This is a genomic window from Corallococcus exercitus, assembly GCF_042231735.1.
GTDB classification, from domain to species: domain Bacteria; phylum Myxococcota; class Myxococcia; order Myxococcales; family Myxococcaceae; genus Corallococcus; species Corallococcus exercitus_B.
Genome location: NZ_CP102577.1, coordinates 8,311,140 through 8,329,193 on the forward strand (window position 1 = coordinate 8,311,140; position 18,054 = coordinate 8,329,193).

The window sequence follows — 18,054 nt, forward strand, 5'->3', positions numbered from 1 at the left end:
TCGACTTCGGGTGGGCGGCTGGGCGAGCATGCGGCCCTCGGGAAGGCGTGTGAGCTGGGCCGGCACGCTCCCGACAGGCCGTGGGGCCGCGCGCGAGGATGGGGCTGGACGGTACGCGCCGGGCTTTCGCGGGAGGGGATGGCACTTCCGATGCGACGGCAGGGATGGGCCGCGCTGTGCGCGGTGACGACGCTGGTGCTTTCGGGCTGCAAGGAGCGCGAGGTGGCGAGCACCTGGAGCAACGCCTCCGGGTCCGTGGCGCTCAGCCGGGATGACTCGCTGCTCTACGTGGTGGACGCGGACAACGGCATCCTCGCCGTGGTGGACACCGCCCGCCGGGAGAAGGTGTCCGAGGTGCGGGTGGGCCCGCGCCCGGAGCGCGTGACGGTGGGCCCGGACGACACCGTGTACGTGACGAACCGGGGCGGCAGGAGCGTGTCCGTCATCCGCAAGGGGGACGCGGTGGAGGCCGCGCGCATCCCGGTGGGCGTGGAGCCCACGGGGCTCGCGGTGTCGCCGGACGGCAGCACGCTGTACGTGGTGAACAGCGCCACGCGTGAGTCCGCCGCGCGGGGCAGCCTCACCGCCATCGACACGGGCACGCTCACGGCGCGCTGGGAGCTGCCGCTGGGCGAGGAGCCTCGCGGCATCGCGCTGCTGGAGGAGGGCCGCAAGGCGGCGGTGTCGCTGTTCCGGCGGGGCGACGTGGTGACGGTGGACCTGTCGGACGCGAACCAGCCCAGGGTGATGCGCGACGGCACGGACCTGAACACGAAGGCCAACCGGACGCCGTCCACCCGGCACCTCGTGGCGCCTGCGCCCGCCGTGGCGATGGACGCCCCGCTGCCTCCCGATTCCCAGCAGGGCCCGCGCTCCTTCCGGGCGCGCGGCATGGTGGACCTCCTGAGCGCGCCGGATGGACGGCGCCTCTTCGCGCCGGTGCTCTGGTCGCGCGAGGATCCGCTGGGCGGGCCCGTGGACGGCCGCGACCCGGATATGGGCGATTCCATGTACGGCGGCGGGACGCCCTGCGGCGCGGCGGCGGGCGGCGGCGTGGTGGCTGCGGGCCTGGTCACCTTCGACACGGAGGATGAAGCGCCCCGGCCGGTGGTGGACGACCTGGACGAGTGCAGGCCGCCGCCGGAGGAGAAGCCGGACTACCCCACGTCGCTCATCGCGAGCCCCTCGTTCTCGACGCCCCTGCAGGGGCCGGCGGCGGCGGTGGTGGACCCCACGGGCGGGTGGCTGTTCCTGGTGAACCAGGACTCGAACAACGTGGCCATCCTGCCCTCGTTCCGGCGCACCGGCTCCGACCTGCCAAGCGAGTCGAGCCCGGTGCGGCAGCTGGTGGAGGTGGGCGCGGGGCCCAACGGCATCGCGCTCACGCGGGACGGGCGCAAGGCGTACGTCTACAACGCGTTCGACCACACGGTCAGCACGCTGGTGGGCGGGGCGAATGACATCCGCGAAGAGGGCGAGCGCCTGGTCATCGCGGGCGACACGCTGTCACCGCTGGCGGCGGAGGGCCGGCGGTTGTTCTTCAGCGCGGTGGACCGGCGGATGACCAGTCCGTCCGTGGCGGTGTCCTGCGCGTCGTGCCACCTGGAGGGCCGCGAGGACGGCCACGTGTGGGGCTTCCCGGACGGGCCGCGCCAGACGCCCAGCCTGGCGGGCCGCATGACGACGGCGACGGCGCCCTTCCACTGGAGCGGCGAGTTCTCCGCGCTGGGGGACTTCATGAGCGCCACGGTGAAGGACCGCATGGGCGGCCAGGACCTGGACGCGGACACGGTGGCGAAGCTGGGCGCGTTCATCGACGCCATCCCCGCGACGGACAACGCGTCCCGGGGCGAGCCGCTGACGGCGTCGCAATCGCGCGGGGCCGCCCTCTTCACGCAGGCGAAGTGCGACACCTGCCACACGGGCGCGGCGCTCACGAACAACAGCAACGTGGACGTGGGTACGTTCGTGCGCTCCGGCGTGCTGCAGGACGCGGCGGCGGTCATCCGGGCGGGGCTCAACACGCCGTCGCTGCTGGGCGTGGGCCGCACCGCGCCGTACCTGCACGACGGCAGCGCGCCCACGCTCAAGGCCCGCCTGCTGAACGGCCGCGAGACGAACCAGCACGGCATGACCGCGGGGCTGTCCGACGCGGACGTGGACGACCTGGTGGCGTACCTGGAGACGCTGTAGCGGGGAAGGGGGCACGGGGCCCGAGGGAGCCCGTGTGCCTTGCCCGCGGCTGACGCCGGTCGCCAGCAGTGCGTGAACACCTTCGCGTGGAAGCACGGCTCCGGCTGGAGGACTCCCTGCCGGAGACGAAGCGCCCGAACCTGTCCGACAGTCGGACAGGTTCAGCGCGATGGGCTCTGCCCGGCGGGTGCCTCTGCCCGTGGCTCCTCCGCCTTGCCGCCGTCCACCACGCATGGGCGCTTGGGCGTGACGCGGCAGGAATGGGCTGTACCCGCGATACCGCAAGGGCTGTGGGGGAAGGACTGCCTATCCCGGGCCCGGAGCACCCGCCGCGGGAGTCCCCGGGGCTTCAGATGCCGGAGCGGGCGTCGCGGGCTTCTGCGTCGCGGGCGCAGGCGCGGGCGGCGTCGCGGGCGTCGCGGGCTGCTGCGTCGCGGGAGCCGGCGCGGGCGTCGCGGGCTTCTGCGTCGTGGGTGTCGTGACGGCAGGCACGGGCACCGGCACGACCGTCGTGGGCTCCTGCGCGGCGGGAGCCGGCGTCGGCGCTGGAGGCTCGGGCTTCTGCGTCGCGGGTGTCGTGACGGTCGGCAAAGGCACCGGCACGGCCGCCGCGGGCTTCTGCGTCGCGGGCGTCGTGACGGTCGGCACGGGCACCGGCACGACCGTCGCGGGCTTCTGCGCGGCGGGCGCGGGCGCCACGGGTGGCGGGTTCGCGGGACGCGGCGTCACCTTCGGCGCGACCGTCGCGGTGCCCGTACCCGTCGGCACCGGCACAACGGGACGCGGCGTGGGGACGGGCCGCGGCGTCACGGAGCCGGTGCCCGGAGGCGCGGTGAGCAGGTCCGTCGTCCCCGTGCGCGGCATCGTGAGGCTGTCCAGCGGCTCCAGTGGAGCATCCAGGAGCAGGCTGTCCCCCGCGTCGGCCGGAAGCGCCGTGCCCGCGTCCGCCGTCGGATCCTCCACGCCGTGGTGCGACGTCACCGCGAGGCGGGCCACGTCCAGCGCGCGGTCGGGGTCGTCCCCTAGCCAGGTCACGACGACGACGCACGGCGTGTCGTCATCCCACGTCACCACCTGCGTCATGCCCTGCACGGGATTGCGGCGCGCGGCGGCCCGGCCCAGCGCCGGAATCTCCTCGCCGCCCGCGTTCAGCGTGGGCGCGAGCAGCGCGCGCACCTCCGCGTTCGCGTAGTGCGGCTGGCAGTCATACGCCACCGACACGGCCACTTCCGGCAGCGCCGCGGAACGCAGCGAGCACAGCGGCCCGCACGTGGGACACGCGCGGTCCTCCTTCATCGTGAAGCCGTTCAGCGTGAGGTCGCGCAGGTCCGCCGGCAGCAGATCCTCGCACGAGGGCACGGTCAGCGTGGACGGCCGTCCCGGCAGCCCGAGGAGCGTCCCCGCATCCGACGTGCCCGTGCCCGCACCGGGCCTGCTGCACGCGCCCAGGGCGAGCGCCATCAGCAGTGCACCCCGTCCGACCCTCATCCCGTCTGCTCTCCTCACCGACGCCATGCGCGCGGGCGCGGATGGTAGACCGGGCCCGGCCCCCGTCATCAGCATTGTGGCGCGGCTGCCGCTTTCCGGACGCGACCGGATGGCGGGAGAGAGGTCGGGCAGGCCGGCCTCGTTCAGGGACAGGGCGTGGGCTAGGCTGCCTGCCTTCTTCCACCATGCGCCTCCCTGGTTTCCTCACCTTGTCGGTCCTGGCCCTGGCGCCGGCCGTTCCCGCGCGGGCCCAGACGCCCCTCCCGCCCTCCCGGAGCGCGACCCCCGACGAGTCCTGGAGCGAACCCGGCAAGCCCGCCCCCGAAGCCGCGCCCGCGGCGCCCGCCCGTCCCCAGGCCACTCCCGACGAGGAAGAGCCCACCCGCGTCCAGCCTCCGTCCGACGCCCAGGGCGAAGCCGAGGGCTGGGAAGCCTTCCCCGGCGCCTCCGACCCCGTCACCGCGCCGCCTCCGCCGCCCCCCCGGTACGCTCCACCGCCGCCCGCCGAGGAGTCCCCCCGCGCGCGCCGCCGCGTCAAACCGCCGCGTCCCCCGAGCCCGCCCCTGGCCCCCAACCGCTACGGGCTCTACGGCGGGCGGTCGCTGGGCGCCGGACACGTGGGCGTGGGCATGGAGCTGGGCTACCCCTTCGTGTCCGCGCGCGGCGTGTACGGCGTCCTGGACCGACTGGACCTGGGGCTGGGCGTGGACAGCGTCTACGGCCTGATGACCGAGCTGCGCGCCAGCGCCCGCCTCACCCTCATGGACAGCCCCAACGTGAGCCTGGCCTTCGTGGTGGACGGGGGCCACGCGTTCTTCCTGCGTCCCCCGGACACGGAGGACCGGGGCGCGCGCTACCTGAGCGGCCGGCGCGACTGGAACGTGGCCCCGGGGCTGGTGGCGTCCTTCCAGGGCGACAGCCCGCGCGCGTGGCGGCCGTACCTGGACGTCCGGGCCCTCTTCGCCTTCGACATGGACCCCGTCCAGCGGGACCCTTTGTCCGGCGTGCCGCCCGCGTGGAAGCTGGACGCCGCGGTCCTCGTCCGGCTGGGCGCGGAGTTTCCCGTCGGAGAGAAGACGTCCTACGCTGTCTCCTTCGGCGGGGACTTCCGCAGCCGCTCCACGGACGCGGAGTTCATGCCCACGCTGTCCATGGGCATCGTGTCCGCGCTGTTCTGAAAAACCCCCACCCCTCTCGACCCGAGGTCATCTCATGCGCGGCAGTGTCATCGGTGCAGGCTCCTTCGGAACGGCGCTCGCCAACGTGCTCGCGGTGAATTGCGACGAAGTCCGCCTGTGGGGCCGCGAACCCTCCGCCGTGGAGGCCATCAACACCCGCCACGAGAACGCCACCTACCTGAAGGGCATCCCCCTCTCCGAGCGCGTGCGCGCGACCACGGACCTGGAGGAGGCGCTGGCGGGCTCGGAGATGGTGGTGCTCGCCACGCCCAGCCACGCGACGCGTGAGGTGCTGGCGCGCGCGAAGACGTTCCTGCCCAAGAGCGTGCCGCTCGTCACCGTGTCCAAGGGCATCGAGAACGGCACGCTCCTCACCATGACGGAGCTGTTGGAGGACTGTCTGCCGGAGGAGTTCCACCCGTACGTCGCGGTGCTCTCCGGCCCCAGCTTCGCCAAGGAGCTGGCGCGGCGCATGCCCACGGTGGTGACCATCGCGTCGCACTGGGACAAGGTGGCCCAGCGCTGTCAGAAGGCGCTGCAGACGGACACCTTCCGCTCGTACACGTCCACGGACGTGGTGGGCGTGCAGTACGGCGGCGCGCTGAAGAACGTCATCGCCATCGCCGCGGGCATGGCGGACGGCCTGGGCATGGGCCACAACGCGCGGGCCGCCATCATCACGCGCGGCCTGGCGGAAATCACCCGGCTCGCGGTGAGGAAGGGCGCCAACCCGCTGACGCTCTCCGGCCTGTCCGGCATGGGCGACCTGGTGCTCACCTGCACGGGCGAGCTCAGCCGCAACCGCCACGTGGGCATGGAACTGGGCAAGGGCCGCAAGCTGCCGGACATCCTCGCGGAGATGAAGGAGGTCGCCGAGGGCGTGAAGACGGCGAAGAGCGCGCGCGACCTGTCCCTCAAGACGGGCGTGGAGCTGCCCATCTGCGAGCAGGTCTACCTCATCGCCTACGAGGGCAAGAACGCCAAGACGGCGGTGGTGGACCTGATGACGCGCCAGCCGAAGTCGGAGCTGTCCGGCGTCTGAGGCAGGGGAGCGCTAGTAGCGGCGCGGCTTGGCTTCCGGGCCCGCGCCGCGCACGCGCCACACGGTGAGCCGCTCGGAGTTGGTGTGGCTCAGGACCAGCCCTTCCGTCTGCATCTCCTCCAGCAGGCGGTTCGTCTTGAGCCGGTCCAGCCCGATGGTGCGGCCCAGCAGGTCGCCGGGCATGCCGCTGATGTTGCTGCGCAGCTCGTTGATGATGGCGCGCTTGAACTCGTTCTTCTGCAGGCCGTCCATGTCCTGCGTCCGCCACGCGGACAGGATGCCCCAGCCGATGAGCAGCAGCGTCACCACGGCGATGACCGGGTAGACGATGTGGCTGTTCTTCTCGAGCAGCTCGATGTAGCCGGTGGTGATGGAGGAGACGGGCCGGTCGTAGTCCGGCCCGGAGTCCTGTCCGGGCAGACCTTCGATTTGGGCCGTCAACAGCGGGAGGAGCAGTTTCAGCGCGGGAGCCAAGGCCCCCCGACTCTACGGGGAGGGCCCCCGCGCCGACAACCCGCCCACCGTCACACGACGCCGATGGACTCGGACGCACCCTCGGCGAACAGGGTGGTGTCCGCCTTGGCCAGCAGCGTCGCCAGCCCCTCGCGCTTCACCGCGCTGATGGCCACGCCGCCCCGCGAGCGCAGGAGCGTCTCCACCTCGTCCGCGGACAGCTGGTCCGCCTTGTTCCAGACCATGAGGCGCGGCTTCTCCATCAGGCCCAGCGACTGGAGGATCTTCTCCACCGCCTCCACCTGGTCGTCGCGAGCCGGGTCGCTCGCGTCCACCACGTGCAGGAGCAGGCTTGCGTCGTACAGCTCCTCCAGCGTGGCGCGGAAGGCCGCCACCAGGTCCTTGGGCAGGTCCCGGATGAAGCCCACCGTGTCGGTGATGATGACCTCGCGCTCCTGCGGGAAGCGCAGGCGGCGGCTGGTGGGGTCCAGCGTGGCGAACAGCTTGTCCTCCGCCAGCACCTCCGCGTTGGTGATGGCGTTGAGCAGCGTGGACTTGCCCGCGTTGGTGTAGCCCACGATGGAGATGACCGGCACCTCGCGCCGGTTGCGCTGCGCCCGGCGGACGCTGCGCTCGCGGCTGATGACGTCGATGCGGCGCTCCAGGTTGGTGATGCGCTCGCGCACGCGGCGGCGGTCGATTTCGAGCTTCGTCTCACCGGGACCGCGGCCGCCCACGCCACCGCCCATGAGGCGGCTGAGCGAGTCATCCCCCTGCACCAGCCGGGGCAGCCGGTACTTCAGCTGCGCCAGCTCCACCTGCAGCTTGCCCTCCGCCGTCTGCGCCCGCTGGGCGAAGATGTCGAGGATGAGCTGCGTGCGGTCGAGAATCTTGAGGCTCGTCGCATCCCCGATGTGACGGCCCTGGGACGGGGTGAGGTCCTTGTCGAAGATGAGCAGGTCCACCATGGACTGCATGGAGCGCAGGTTCAGGTCCTCCAGCTTGCCCCGGCCGATGAGGTAGCGCGGATCCGCCTCGCGCTTCATCTGGAGCACGCTGTCCACCACCTCCACGCCCGCGGTGCGCGCCAGCTCCTTCAGCTCCGCGAGGCTGGACTCCGCCCGGGCGCGGTTGCCGTCCAGGCACACCGCCACCAGGATGGCGCGCTCGCGCCCGGACACCGTGCGCGCGGCCGCGCTGCGGTTGAACTCCTCCTCCAGCGCGTCCAGCGTGTCCAGCAGGTCCGGCTGTTCACCGTGCACGGAGGGCAGGGTGGACACGTGCCAGAAGTCACCCGAGCCGTTCTCCGGCACCAGGTAGGCCCAGTGCAGCACGCCGGGCAGGCCGTCGTTGCCCACGCCCACGGCCGCCACGCAGTCCAGGCGCAGGAGCGCGAGGTCCGTGAGGTCGTCCTTCGTCAGGGGCTCGCTCTTGAGGTGCGTGTGCACCAGCCGCAGGCCACGCAGACGGATTTGACCGGCGCGCGCACGGCCGATGTCCGGCAGCTCCAGCTTGTGCGCGTTGCCCACGACGACGTGCTCGATGTCGCCCTTGCGGTTGATGAGGACGCCCACCTGACGGTTGAGCTCGTGCGACAGCTCGGTGAGGTGGCGGGCAAGCTCCGCGGACACGATTTCGCGCGGATCCACGCGGCGGCGGAACGTGTTGCGCAGCCGCTGCTGCTCGCTCGACTTCAGGCCCAGGGTGTTGCCGTAGATTTCCTTCAAACCGTTTCTCCTGGCGCGGACATCGAAGGGCCCGCGCTCCATTCAAGGCATTGGATGGACAGGGGCCATCCGCGTTTCATGACAAAGGCCCTGCTTTTGCGCCTGCCACGAAGCCTGGTGAACAACCGGCCGCGCGCGTCATTTCCCGTTCCAGCCTACGCTGCCGCCCGTGACTGATTCCGCACGCAACGCCCTGCGCGGGGCCCGCCGCGTGGTGGTGAAGATTGGGACCAACGCGCTGACCAGCGCCACCGGCCGCTTCAACCGCGCCCACTTCGACGCGCTGGGACAGGACCTGCTGTGGGCCGCCCGGGGCCGGGAGCTGGTGGTGGTGTCCAGCGGCGCCATCGCGCTGGGCATGGAGCGGCTGGGGCTGCCCGCGCGCCCCCGGGACATCCCGGGCAAGCAGGCGTGCGCGGCGGTGGGGCAGAGCCGCCTGATGCAGGCCTACGAGGAGGCCTTCAGCCATGCGGAGCGGACGGTGGCCCAGGTGCTGCTCACCCACGAGGACGTGCAGGAGCGCCGGCGCTACCTGAACGTGAAGCACACGCTGGACCGGCTGCTGGACGCGGGCGTGGTGCCGGTCATCAACGAGAACGACACCGTGTCGGTGGACGAGCTGAAGTTCGGCGACAACGACACGCTGGCCAGCCTGGTGGCCGGCGTGGTGGAGGCGGACGCGCTGGTCCTCCTGTCCGACGTGGAGGGGCTCTACACCGCCGACCCGCGCAAGGACGCCGACGCCCGCCTCATGCCCGCCGTGCCGCGCGTCACCGGGGACGTGCTGGCCCTGGCCGGCGACGCCACCAGCGCGGTGGGCACGGGCGGCATGGCGTCCAAGGTGCGCGCCGCGGCCCGCGCCGCGGAGCTGGGCATCCCGTGCGTCATCACCTCCGGCGCGGTCCCCGGCCGCCTGCGCGGCGTGCTGCAGGGGGACGCCGTGGGCACGCTCTTCGAGCCCGCCGGACGCCGCAGCGCCCGCACCGCGTGGATCGCCCACGCCCTGCGGCCCCGGGGCCGGCTGGTGGTGGACGCGGGCGCGAAGGAGGCCATCGTCACCGGCAAGCGCAGCCTGCTGCCCAGCGGCGTGACGGGCGTGGAGGGAGAGTTCGGCCGGGGAGACCCGGTGGACCTGACGGACGCGGCCGGGACGGTGTTCGCCCGGGGCCTGTCCACCTACGACGCCAACGAGCTCAAGCGCATCGCCGGACGGCGGAGCGCGGACATCGAGGCGGTGCTGGGCTACCGCTACCTGGATGAGGCGGTGCACCGCGACGACCTGGCGGTGCTGTAGCGTCCGTCCGCGCAAGCCGCCTAGATGGAGCTGGAGACGGACTGCACCGTGCCGGGCGTCCCCTCCGTGAGCCGCATCAGCGCACGGAACTCCGGGGAGTCCACCTTCATCAGGAGCAGCGACACCTCCAGCTCCCCCGGCACCCGGCCCAGCTGGAGCTTGCGCTCCTGGCCGTGCAGCAGGGCGAGCTGCGAGTGGCCTTCCCCTTCCGGCAGGGACAGGTCCACCTGGAGCTGGAACGAGTCGCCCTCGCCCCTGGGCGTGAGCACCAGCCGGTAGTCCGGCACGCTCGCGCCCGGACGGCGGCGCTCGGCGCGCAGCGTGCGGCCCGCTTCACCCAGCAGCTTGGGCTGGGCGATCAGCCGGCCGTCGCGCCGGACCTCCAGCGCGAAGTAGAGCGGTTCGGAGCGGGCGTGCGCGGGGGCGGAGACGAAGGCCAGCAGCACCAGCGCCAGCCCGGGAAGCCACGTCTTCAGCAGGGAGGTGCGGTCCATGGTCGAGCCCTCGTCAAAGCCTTGCGTCCGCCGCGTCGCCCCCACGGCAGCCAGCGGAGCTTCCACCAGGAACCCTGGCGGAGGCGCGCTGTCGCTTCTCACCCAATTCGACAGGGTCCAAGGAATAACCCAGACGCGCCCCGAGTGCGAGCCCCACGCCCGGGGTTGTCTGCTGCCTTGCGGACGAAACGAGGGGTACATGGTGGTACCTGCTTGCCTGTTCAGGTCGGGGCGACTATCTCCTCATTGGACGGAGCCAGCCCCCTCCCGTGTTCCCTCCCTGTCCCTTTCCTGGCCTGCTCCCTTCTCCCACCCCGGAAGTCCCCGGTCGCTTGATCTCCCGGGTCCTGTCCGCCATCGTCACCGATTTCCTGAATGGACCGCACGGAACGCATCCTTGATCTCGTGGCACTGCTGCTCGACGCGCGGGAACCCATCTCGTGGGCCGAGCTGCGTGAGCACTTCCCCGCGGACTACGGCGGCTCGGACGACGCCGCTGAACGCAAGTTCGAGCGCGACAAGGCGGAGCTCGTCGAGCTGGGCTTCCCGCTGAGCTACGTGCAGGGCGACGACGAGCGGCGCGACGGCTACCTCGTCGACCGCAACGTCTACTACCTGCCGGAGGCGGACCTCACGAAGGAGGAGCTGGCCGTCCTCTACGCCGCCGGGTCCGCCGCGCTCGCGTCCGGCGCCTTCCCGGGCCGCGACGACCTGGCGCACGCGCTGCGCAAGATTGGCTTCTTCGCCGGCGAATCCCTGCCCACGCCGCGCGTGCGCATGGAGCTGGGCACCGGCCAGGAGGGGCAGGAGAAGGAGGTCTCCGCCCGCCTGGAGCAGCTCTGGGACGCGTGCTCCGCGCACAAGTGGGTGCAGATCACCTACGGCAGCCCGCGCAAGGACGGCGTCACCGAGCGGCGCGTGGACCCGTACGGCCTCGCGCTCAGGCGCGGCGTCTGGACGCTGGTGGGCTACTGCCACCTGCGCCAGGGCCTGCGCACCTTCCACGTCCACCGCATCCGCGAGCTGAAGGTGAACACCGCCCGGCCGCGCACGCCGGACTTCGAGGTGCCGGCGGGCTTCTCGCTGGACGCCCACGTGGCCTACTTCCCCTGGCAGTACCGCTTCCACGAGCCCCTGGAGGTGACGCTCCAGCTGACCGGGCCGCAGGCCTCGCGCGCGGGCTCGCTGTTCCCGGGCGCGGCGCTGGAGCCGGTGGGGGAGGGCGTCGTGCGGGCCCGCTTCCCGGTGACGTTCCTGGACGGGCTGGCGCGCTTCGTCCTGTCCCTGGGCGCGGACTGCCGCATGGAAGGGCCTCCGGAGGCGCGCGAGCGCCTGGAGCACATGGCCGCGAACATCCTGGCGAAGCACGCGCCGGTGGAAGGTCAGCGGGTGAGCGCATGAGCAACGTCCACGAGCGGCTGCGCCGCCTGCTGTTCCTCGTCCCCTACGTCTCCAAGCACCCCGGCGTCACCGTGGAGGCCCTGGCCAAGGCCCTCAACATCAGCCGCGAGGACCTGCTGGAGGAGCTGGACCTGCTCACCTGCGTGGGCCGGCCGCCCTTCAACCCGGACGACTACATCGACATCTACGTGGACAACGACCGCGTCTACGTGGACCTGGATCAGCGCCTGTTCGCGCCGCCCCGGCTGACGGCGGGCGAGGCCGCGGCCCTGGCCGCCGCGGCGGAGCTCTTGCGCCCGGCCACCGGCGACGCGCTCCAGAGCGCCCTCACGAAGCTGGAGGGCATCATCCCGCCCGCGGCCCGCGAGCGCTTCCGGGACATGTACCGGAAGATCGACGCCTCCGCGGACGCGCCCCCGGCGCTGGGGCCGCTCACCCGCGCCATCCTGGAGCGGCTGGAGGTGACGTTCGGCTACGCCAGCCCCGGCCGCGCCCCGGAGCCGCGCCGGGTGCGCCCCTACGAGCTGCTCAGCCACCGCGGCCAGTGGTACCTCCAGGGCTTCTGCCACACCCGCCAGGACGCGCGCCTGTTCCGGTTGGATCGCATGGAGGACCTGGCCGTCACGACCACCGCCTTCCAGCCTCCGCCGGACGCCCGCGCGGACGTGCCCAACCCGGCGCGCAGCGCCAGCGAGGCCTCCGTCCGGGTGCGCTTCACCCCCACGGCGGCCCCGTACGTGAAGGAGCGCTTCGGCCAGGACGCCCGCCCGCTCGCTGACGGAGGGGTGGAGGTGCGGGTGGCCGGAGACAGTGAGCGCTGGCTCACGCAGTGGGTGCTATCCTTCGGGGGAGAGGCGGAAGTGCTGGAGCCGGCGAGCGCGCGCGCCGCCGTTGCCCGAGCCGTACATGCCTCGATAGGCTCCTAGGACGACATGGCCTTCCAACTGACGATCTCCGAGGGAAAAGACGCCGGCAAGGAGTTCGTCTTCGACCAGGACTCCGTGCTCATCGGGCGCACCTCCGAGTGCGACGTGGTGCTGTACGACCCCGGCATCTCCCGCCGCCACTGCCGCATCTTCCAGGACGGTGACGGCTACGCGGTGGAGGACCAGAAGAGCGCCAACGGCACGCTCGTCAACGGTGCGGCCGTGCAGAAGCAGACACTGACGGACGGCGACACGCTGACGCTGGGCCCGGTGACGTTCCTCTTCGCGCTCGCGGCGGAGGACGCGCCCACCGGCGAGGACGAGAAGCCCGCGGAGGACGGCGCCAACAGCACGCGCATCGTCTCCATCGACTCCGTGCGCAAGCAGCGCAACAAGAAGGGCGCCGCGCTCGTGCCGGAAGGCGCGGACGAGGAGGACCTGCAGGGCATCCGCGCGGAGTCCACGCGCATGAACATGCGCGCCATCCGCCGGCCCACCTCCAACGCCCAGCGCGCCGTGCCGCAGGAGCCGCCTCCGGAAGAGGACGCTCCCGCCGCCATTGAGAAGCCCGCCCCCGCGCCCCCGCCCGCGCGCCGCACCGGCTCGCAGTCGTCCCGCGCGGTGGCCCGCACGCCCCGCGCTGGCGCCTCCAGCGGCGGTGGCCTGTCCGCGGCCGAGCGCGCCCGCATCCGCCGGGAGACGCCGGGCCTGATGGCCAACCTGCGCCTGTTCTGGGCGGAGGCGAACTCCAAGGTCCGCGCGGGCGTGATGGCCGGCGGCGGCGTGGTGGTGCTGGGCCTCTTCGCCCTCATGTACTGGCTGGTGCTGGGCGGCGAGGACAAGGTGCAGAAGGGCGAGGAGCCCGTGCGCCTGTCCAACCAGCCCATCAACGACTCCTTCGGCCTGGGCGACGACGTCACCTGGAACCGGCCGGACATGAAGGTCTTCGAGTGGGAGTTCGTCGCCGCGACGCGCGCGGTGGTCATCCTCCACTACCAGGCCCAGGGCATCTCCAAGGACGAGGTGGTGGTGAGCGTCAACGGCGTGGACGTGGGCAAGGTGCCCCCGGACACGATGGCCAGCCAGGAGCGCTCGCTGGAGCTGATGATCCCGCCCCAGCAGCTGCGCAAGGGCGAGCCCAACCGCATCATCTTCGACAACACCCGCAACCCGCCCGGCGAGGACACCTGGCGCGTGTGGAACGTCTGGGTGGAGCGCGCGCTCCTGCCTGAACAGCTCTCCACGCAGCAGCTGGTGCAGACGGCCAACGACTCCTTCAAGAAGGGCCGCAAGAACTTCGACACGCCGGACATCGGCGCGCGCAACCGCTACGAGGCCTGGAAGGCCTTCCGCGAGGCGTGGCTGATGCTGGAGGCCCACCCGGACCCCAAGCCGGACCTCTACTTCGAGGCCCAGGAGGCCATGAAGCGCGCCCAGCAGGAGCTGGACCGCACCTGCTCCAAGCTGCTCCTGGAGGTGGAGGGCTACTACAACCAGGGCCACTTCAAGCAGGCCGCCTCCACGCTGGACCACATGCGCGAGTACTTCCCCGAGTACGACCAGCCGTGCGCCACGCGCGCGGAGAACAAGCGCGTCGAGTACGGGCTGTAGCCCCGGGCCGTCGGCTGGCGGACGGTGCAACCCCGCCAGGGAGGCGGGCGTGCCCCGTCCGGGTTGCCGGTCACATCCCGCGTTCCCACCCTCAATAGGGTGATGCGTGAGCTGGCGGGGGAGGAGCGGCAGTCAGAAGGGTTGGTTCCAGCGGCGCCCAGGCCGGCGCGCTCGCCCGGGCCGGTGCCCGAGCACGCTCCGGTGTGGAGCGACGGGGTGTCCCGGCGCCTGCTCGCCCGCTACTACCTGCCGCAGCACCACACCACCCTCCAGGGCAATGCGTGCCGCCTGCTGCGTGACGGCGTGGAGGCCTACCCGGAGATGCTGGAGGCCATCCGCCGCGCGCGCCGCTCCATCCGCCTGGAGACGTACATGTTCGTCACCGACACGGTGGGCGAGCTCTTCGGGCAGGCGCTGGCGGAGGCCGCCGAGCGCGGCGTGCACGTGAAGGTGCTCTACGACGCGGTGGGGTCGTGGACCAGCCGCAAGAGCTTCTTCGAATCCTTACGCCAGCGCGGCGTGGACGTGCGGGCGTTCAAGCCGTTCAGCCTCCAGCGCGGGCTGCGCCACCTGCTGCGCCGGGACCACCGGAAGATTCTGGTGGTGGACGGGACGGTGGCCTTCACGGGCGGGGTGAACATCGCGGCGCACTGGGCCCCGGAGGGGCAGGGCGTGGCGTGGCGCGACGACGTGCTGCGGATTGAAGGCCCGGCGGTGCACGAATTGGAGCGGCGCTTCCTTGCCACGTGGCGGATGATGTTCCGCGACCGCCTGAGCCGGCTGCGCCGTCGCATCCGCGGTGGGGCGCACGCGCCCAGGGCGCTGCTCACCAAGGGGGACGTGGGACTGGCGGTGCTGTCCAGCCGCCGCAGCATCCACCGCGCGTACCTGCACGCCATCCAGCGCGCGCGGGCCAGCGTGCTCATCGCCGCGGGCTACTTCGTGCCGGACCGGCGCATGGTGGCCGCGCTCAAGGACGCGGCGAAGCGCGGCGTGGAGGTGAGCCTGCTGCTCAACGGGGGCAAGAGCGACCACCCGTTCCTCGAGCATGCGACGCGCGCCTTCTACGAGCCGCTGATGGAGGCCGGCATCCGCATCTTCGAGTGGCGCCGGGGCGTGCTGCACGCCAAGACGGCCGTCGTGGACGGCGTGTGGGGCACCATCGGGTCGTTCAACCTGGAACGGTTGTCCCTGGCCTTCAACCACGAGGTCAACGCCGTCTTCGCGGACCCCCGGCTGGGGCGCGACCTGGAGGACTCGTTCCGCCTGGATTGCGGCAACTGCCGCGAGGTGGACCTGGCCCTCTTCCGCCGCCGGCCCCTCTGGCAGAAGGCCGTGGAGCGCGTGCTGTACTTCTTCCGCAAGGTGCTCTGAGCGGCGCCGTAAGCCTGGGGGCCAAGGCAACCGTCCACCGTCTTCAACGCGGTGCAGGAACCCTTTGCATGCCGGGGGGGACACGCCTAGAAGTTGCGTCATTCCGGCACGGAAGGACGGCAACGCACATGACGGACAGTTTCGGCACCAAGGCCCAGCTCAAGGTCGGCTCGGCCACCTACGACTACTTCAGCCTGGCCACGCTGGCGAAGGCCCACCCGGCGGTCAACCGCCTCCCGTTCTCGCTCAAGGTGCTGCTGGAGAACCTGCTGCGCAACGAGGATGGCCGCGTCGTCAAGCGCGAGCACATCGAGAAGATGCTCGCCTGGGACCCCAAGGCGGCCCCGGAGACGGAAATCTCCTTCCACCCCGCGCGCGTGCTGCTCCAGGACTTCACCGGCGTGCCGGCCGTCGTGGACATGGCCGCCATGCGCGAGGCCCTGGCCTCCATGGGCGGTGACCCCGCCAAAATCAATCCGCGCAACCCGGCGGACCTGGTCATCGACCACTCGGTGCAGATTGACTCGTTCGCCACCACCGCGGCCTTCAAGGAGAACGCGGAGCTGGAGTTCGAGCGCAACCGCGAGCGCTACGCGTTCCTGCGCTGGGGCCAGAGCGCGTTCAAGGGCTTTGGCGTGGTGCCGCCGGACATCGGCATCTGCCACCAGGTGAACCTGGAGTTCCTGGCGCAGGTGACGTTCCGCCAGGGCAGCACCGTGTACCCGGACACGCTCGTGGGCACGGACAGCCACACGACGATGATCAACGGCCTGGGCGTGGTGGGCTGGGGCGTGGGCGGCATCGAGGCGGAGGCGGCGCTGCTGGGCCAGCCCATCACGATGCTGATTCCGCAGGTGGTGGGCTTCAAGCTCACCGGCAAGCTGCCCGCGGGCGCCACGGCCACGGACCTGGTGCTCACCGTCACGCAGATGCTTCGCAAGAAGGGCGTGGTGGGCAAGTTCGTGGAGTTCTACGGCGAGGGCCTGAAGGGGCTGTCGCTGCCGGACCGCGCCACCATCGCGAACATGGCCCCGGAGTACGGCGCCACCATCGGCTTCTTCCCGGTGGACGAGGAGAGCTGCAACTACCTGCGCTTCACCGGCCGCCCGGATGACGTGGTGGCGCTGACGGAGGCGTACGCCAAGACGCAGGGCCTGTGGCTGGACGCCGGCGCGCAGGACCCGCTCTTCAGCGACACGCTGGAGCTGGACCTGGCCGCCGTGGTGCCCAGCCTCGCGGGCCCCAAGCGTCCGCAGGACCGCGTGCCCCTGAAGGACATGAAGGCCGGGTACGAGAAGTCCCTGGTGGAGATGCTCGCCGCCGGCAAGAGCAAGGGCGAGGACGACGAGGGCCCCAAGGGCGGCGCGAAGGCCCCCGCGGCCCCGGTGGCCCCGGAGCGGCTGGCGCAGGCCGTCACCGTGAAGGCGGGCAAGCAGAGCTACCAGGTGGGCCACGGCGCGGTGGTCATCGCGTCCATCACCTCCTGCACCAACACGTCCAACCCGGCGGTGCTGGTGGCCGCGGGCATCCTGGCGAAGAAGGCCGTGGAGAAGGGCCTCAAGCCGCAGCCCTGGGTGAAGACGTCCCTGGCCCCGGGCAGCCGCGTGGTGACGGAGTACCTGCGCGACGCGGGCCTCCTGCCCTACCTGGAGGCCGTGGGCTTCCACGTCGTGGGCTACGGCTGCACCACCTGCATCGGCAACTCCGGCCCGCTGCCGGAGCCCGTGTCCAACGCGGTGGTGGAGGGCGACCTGGTGGTGGCGGCGGTGCTGTCCGGCAACCGCAACTTCGAGGGCCGCATCAACCCGCACGTGCGCATGAACTACCTGGCGAGCCCCCCGCTCGTGGTGGCGTACGCGCTGGCCGGTGAAGTGGGCCGCGACCTGGACAACGAGCCCTTGGGCACCGACCCCAACGGCCGCCCGGTGTTCCTCAAGGACATCTGGCCGTCCAACGAGGAGATCAAGGAGACCATCCGCACGGCCGTGAAGCCGGAGCAGTTCCGCAGCCAGTACGCCAACGCCATGGAGGGCGACACGCTCTGGCAGCAGCTCCAGGTGAGCAAGGGCTCCACGTTCCAGTGGGATGAGAAGTCCACCTACGTGCGCAAGCCGCCCTTCTTCGAGAACCTCCCGAAGGAGCCCAAGGCCGTGCAGGACATCAAGGGCGCGCGCGTGCTGGCGCTCCTGGGTGACTCCGTCACGACGGACCACATCTCCCCCGCGGGCAACATCGCCAAGACGAGCCCGGCCGCGAAGTACCTCATGGCGGAGGGCGTGGAGCCCAAGGACTTCAACTCCTACGGCGCGCGCCGCGGCAACCACGAGGTGATGGTGCGCGGCACCTTCGCCAACATCCGCCTGAAGAACCTGCTCGTCCCCGGCGTGGAGGGCGGCGTCACGGTGCACATCCCCACGCGCGAGCGGATGAGCATCTACGACGCGTCCATGAAGTACCAGGCGGAGAACATCCCGCTCGTGGTGCTCGCGGGCGCCGAGTACGGCACCGGCTCCAGCCGCGACTGGGCGGCCAAGGGCACGCAGCTGTTGGGCGTGAAGGCCGTCATCGCCAAGAGCTTCGAGCGCATCCACCGCTCCAACCTCGTGGGCATGGGCGTGCTGCCCCTGCAGTTCGAGGCGGGCCAGGACGCGCAGTCGCTGGGCCTCACCGGCCACGAGACGTTTGAAATCACCGGCGTCGCGGACGGCCTCTCGCCGCAGAAGAAGCTCACCGTGAAGGCCACCGGTGAGAAGGGCCCCATCGAGTTCACGGCGGTGTGCCGCATCGACACGCCCAACGAGCTCGACTACTACCGCAACGGCGGCATCCTCCAGTACGTGCTCCGCCAGCTCGCCAAGGCGTAAGCAGCGGAC

At 71.6% G+C, this 18,054-nt stretch carries 13 protein-coding genes; 9 read left to right on the forward strand and 4 right to left on the reverse strand.

Going from position 1 to position 18,054, the window contains the following annotated elements:
• Nucleotides 1-150 precede the first annotated feature (150 nt).
• Nucleotides 151-2,193 (forward strand): c-type cytochrome, encoded by a 2,043-nt coding sequence (locus tag NR792_RS33445; RefSeq protein WP_375756768.1) that lies wholly within the window; start codon nucleotides 151-153, stop codon nucleotides 2,191-2,193.
• A 306-nt stretch (nucleotides 2,194-2,499) separates the two neighbouring features.
• On the opposite strand, the gene NR792_RS33450 is transcribed toward NR792_RS33445, so the two are convergent.
• Nucleotides 2,500-3,681 carry a hypothetical protein gene (locus tag NR792_RS33450; protein ID WP_375756769.1) on the reverse strand — a complete coding sequence of 394 codons (1,182 nt, stop codon included), beginning with the start codon at nucleotides 3,679-3,681 and terminating at the stop codon, nucleotides 2,500-2,502.
• Between the two features lie 209 nt (nucleotides 3,682-3,890).
• On the opposite strand from NR792_RS33450, the gene NR792_RS33455 reads away from it, so the two are divergent.
• Both NR792_RS33455 and NR792_RS33460 read left to right on the forward strand, forming a co-directional pair.
• A complete protein-coding gene (locus NR792_RS33455) occupies nucleotides 3,891-4,859 on the forward strand; it encodes a hypothetical protein (RefSeq protein WP_375756770.1) in 969 nt (322 codons plus the stop codon).
• A 34-nt stretch (nucleotides 4,860-4,893) separates the two neighbouring features.
• Nucleotides 4,894-5,901 (forward strand): NAD(P)H-dependent glycerol-3-phosphate dehydrogenase, encoded by a 1,008-nt coding sequence (locus NR792_RS33460; RefSeq protein WP_375756771.1) that lies wholly within the window; start codon nucleotides 4,894-4,896, stop codon nucleotides 5,899-5,901.
• Between the two features lie 12 nt (nucleotides 5,902-5,913).
• Here the strand turns inward: NR792_RS33460 and NR792_RS33465 are convergent, their stop codons facing one another.
• Together NR792_RS33465 and hflX are read right to left on the reverse strand one after the other, a co-directional pair.
• Complete coding sequence (locus NR792_RS33465) at nucleotides 5,914-6,375, reverse strand: hypothetical protein (RefSeq protein ID WP_375756772.1); 462 nt, start codon at nucleotides 6,373-6,375, stop codon at nucleotides 5,914-5,916.
• 50 nt (nucleotides 6,376-6,425) lie between these two features.
• Nucleotides 6,426-8,081 (reverse strand): GTPase HflX, encoded by a 1,656-nt coding sequence (hflX, locus tag NR792_RS33470; protein WP_375756773.1) that lies wholly within the window; start codon nucleotides 8,079-8,081, stop codon nucleotides 6,426-6,428.
• A 169-nt stretch (nucleotides 8,082-8,250) separates the two neighbouring features.
• Here hflX and proB point away from each other — a divergent pair, with 169 nt between their 5' ends.
• Entirely contained in the window at nucleotides 8,251-9,375 is a 1,125-nt protein-coding gene (proB, locus tag NR792_RS33475) for a glutamate 5-kinase (protein WP_375756774.1), read from the forward strand.
• Nucleotides 9,376-9,395: 20 nt separating this feature from the next.
• On the opposite strand, the gene NR792_RS33480 is transcribed toward proB, so the two are convergent.
• Nucleotides 9,396-9,869, reverse strand: a complete 474-nt coding sequence (locus NR792_RS33480; RefSeq protein WP_375756775.1) for a hypothetical protein — start codon at nucleotides 9,867-9,869, stop codon at nucleotides 9,396-9,398.
• 375 nt (nucleotides 9,870-10,244) lie between these two features.
• Between NR792_RS33480 and NR792_RS33485 the strand changes: the two genes are divergently transcribed.
• The 5 genes from NR792_RS33485 to acnA all read left to right on the forward strand — a co-directional run bounded on the left by NR792_RS33485 (nucleotide 10,245) and on the right by acnA (nucleotide 18,045).
• Nucleotides 10,245-11,270 (forward strand): helix-turn-helix transcriptional regulator, encoded by a 1,026-nt coding sequence (locus NR792_RS33485; RefSeq protein ID WP_375756776.1) that lies wholly within the window; start codon nucleotides 10,245-10,247, stop codon nucleotides 11,268-11,270.
• On the forward strand, nucleotides 11,267-12,196 hold the full coding sequence (locus NR792_RS33490) for a helix-turn-helix transcriptional regulator (RefSeq protein ID WP_375756777.1): 930 nt from the start codon (nucleotides 11,267-11,269) through the stop codon (nucleotides 12,194-12,196). The genes NR792_RS33485 and NR792_RS33490 overlap by 4 nt, the downstream gene beginning before the upstream one ends.
• Before the next feature lie 6 nt (nucleotides 12,197-12,202).
• The gene (locus NR792_RS33495) at nucleotides 12,203-13,807 is read left to right on the forward strand and encodes an FHA domain-containing protein (RefSeq protein WP_375756778.1); all 1,605 of its coding nucleotides are present in this window, start codon (nucleotides 12,203-12,205) and stop codon (nucleotides 13,805-13,807) included.
• 102 nt (nucleotides 13,808-13,909) lie between these two features.
• On the forward strand, nucleotides 13,910-15,181 hold the full coding sequence (locus NR792_RS33500; protein ID WP_375756779.1) for a phosphatidylserine/phosphatidylglycerophosphate/cardiolipin synthase family protein: 1,272 nt from the start codon (nucleotides 13,910-13,912) through the stop codon (nucleotides 15,179-15,181).
• 128 nt (nucleotides 15,182-15,309) lie between these two features.
• Complete coding sequence (acnA, locus tag NR792_RS33505) at nucleotides 15,310-18,045, forward strand: aconitate hydratase AcnA (protein ID WP_375756780.1); 2,736 nt, start codon at nucleotides 15,310-15,312, stop codon at nucleotides 18,043-18,045.
• Nucleotides 18,046-18,054: the final 9 nt, after the last annotated feature.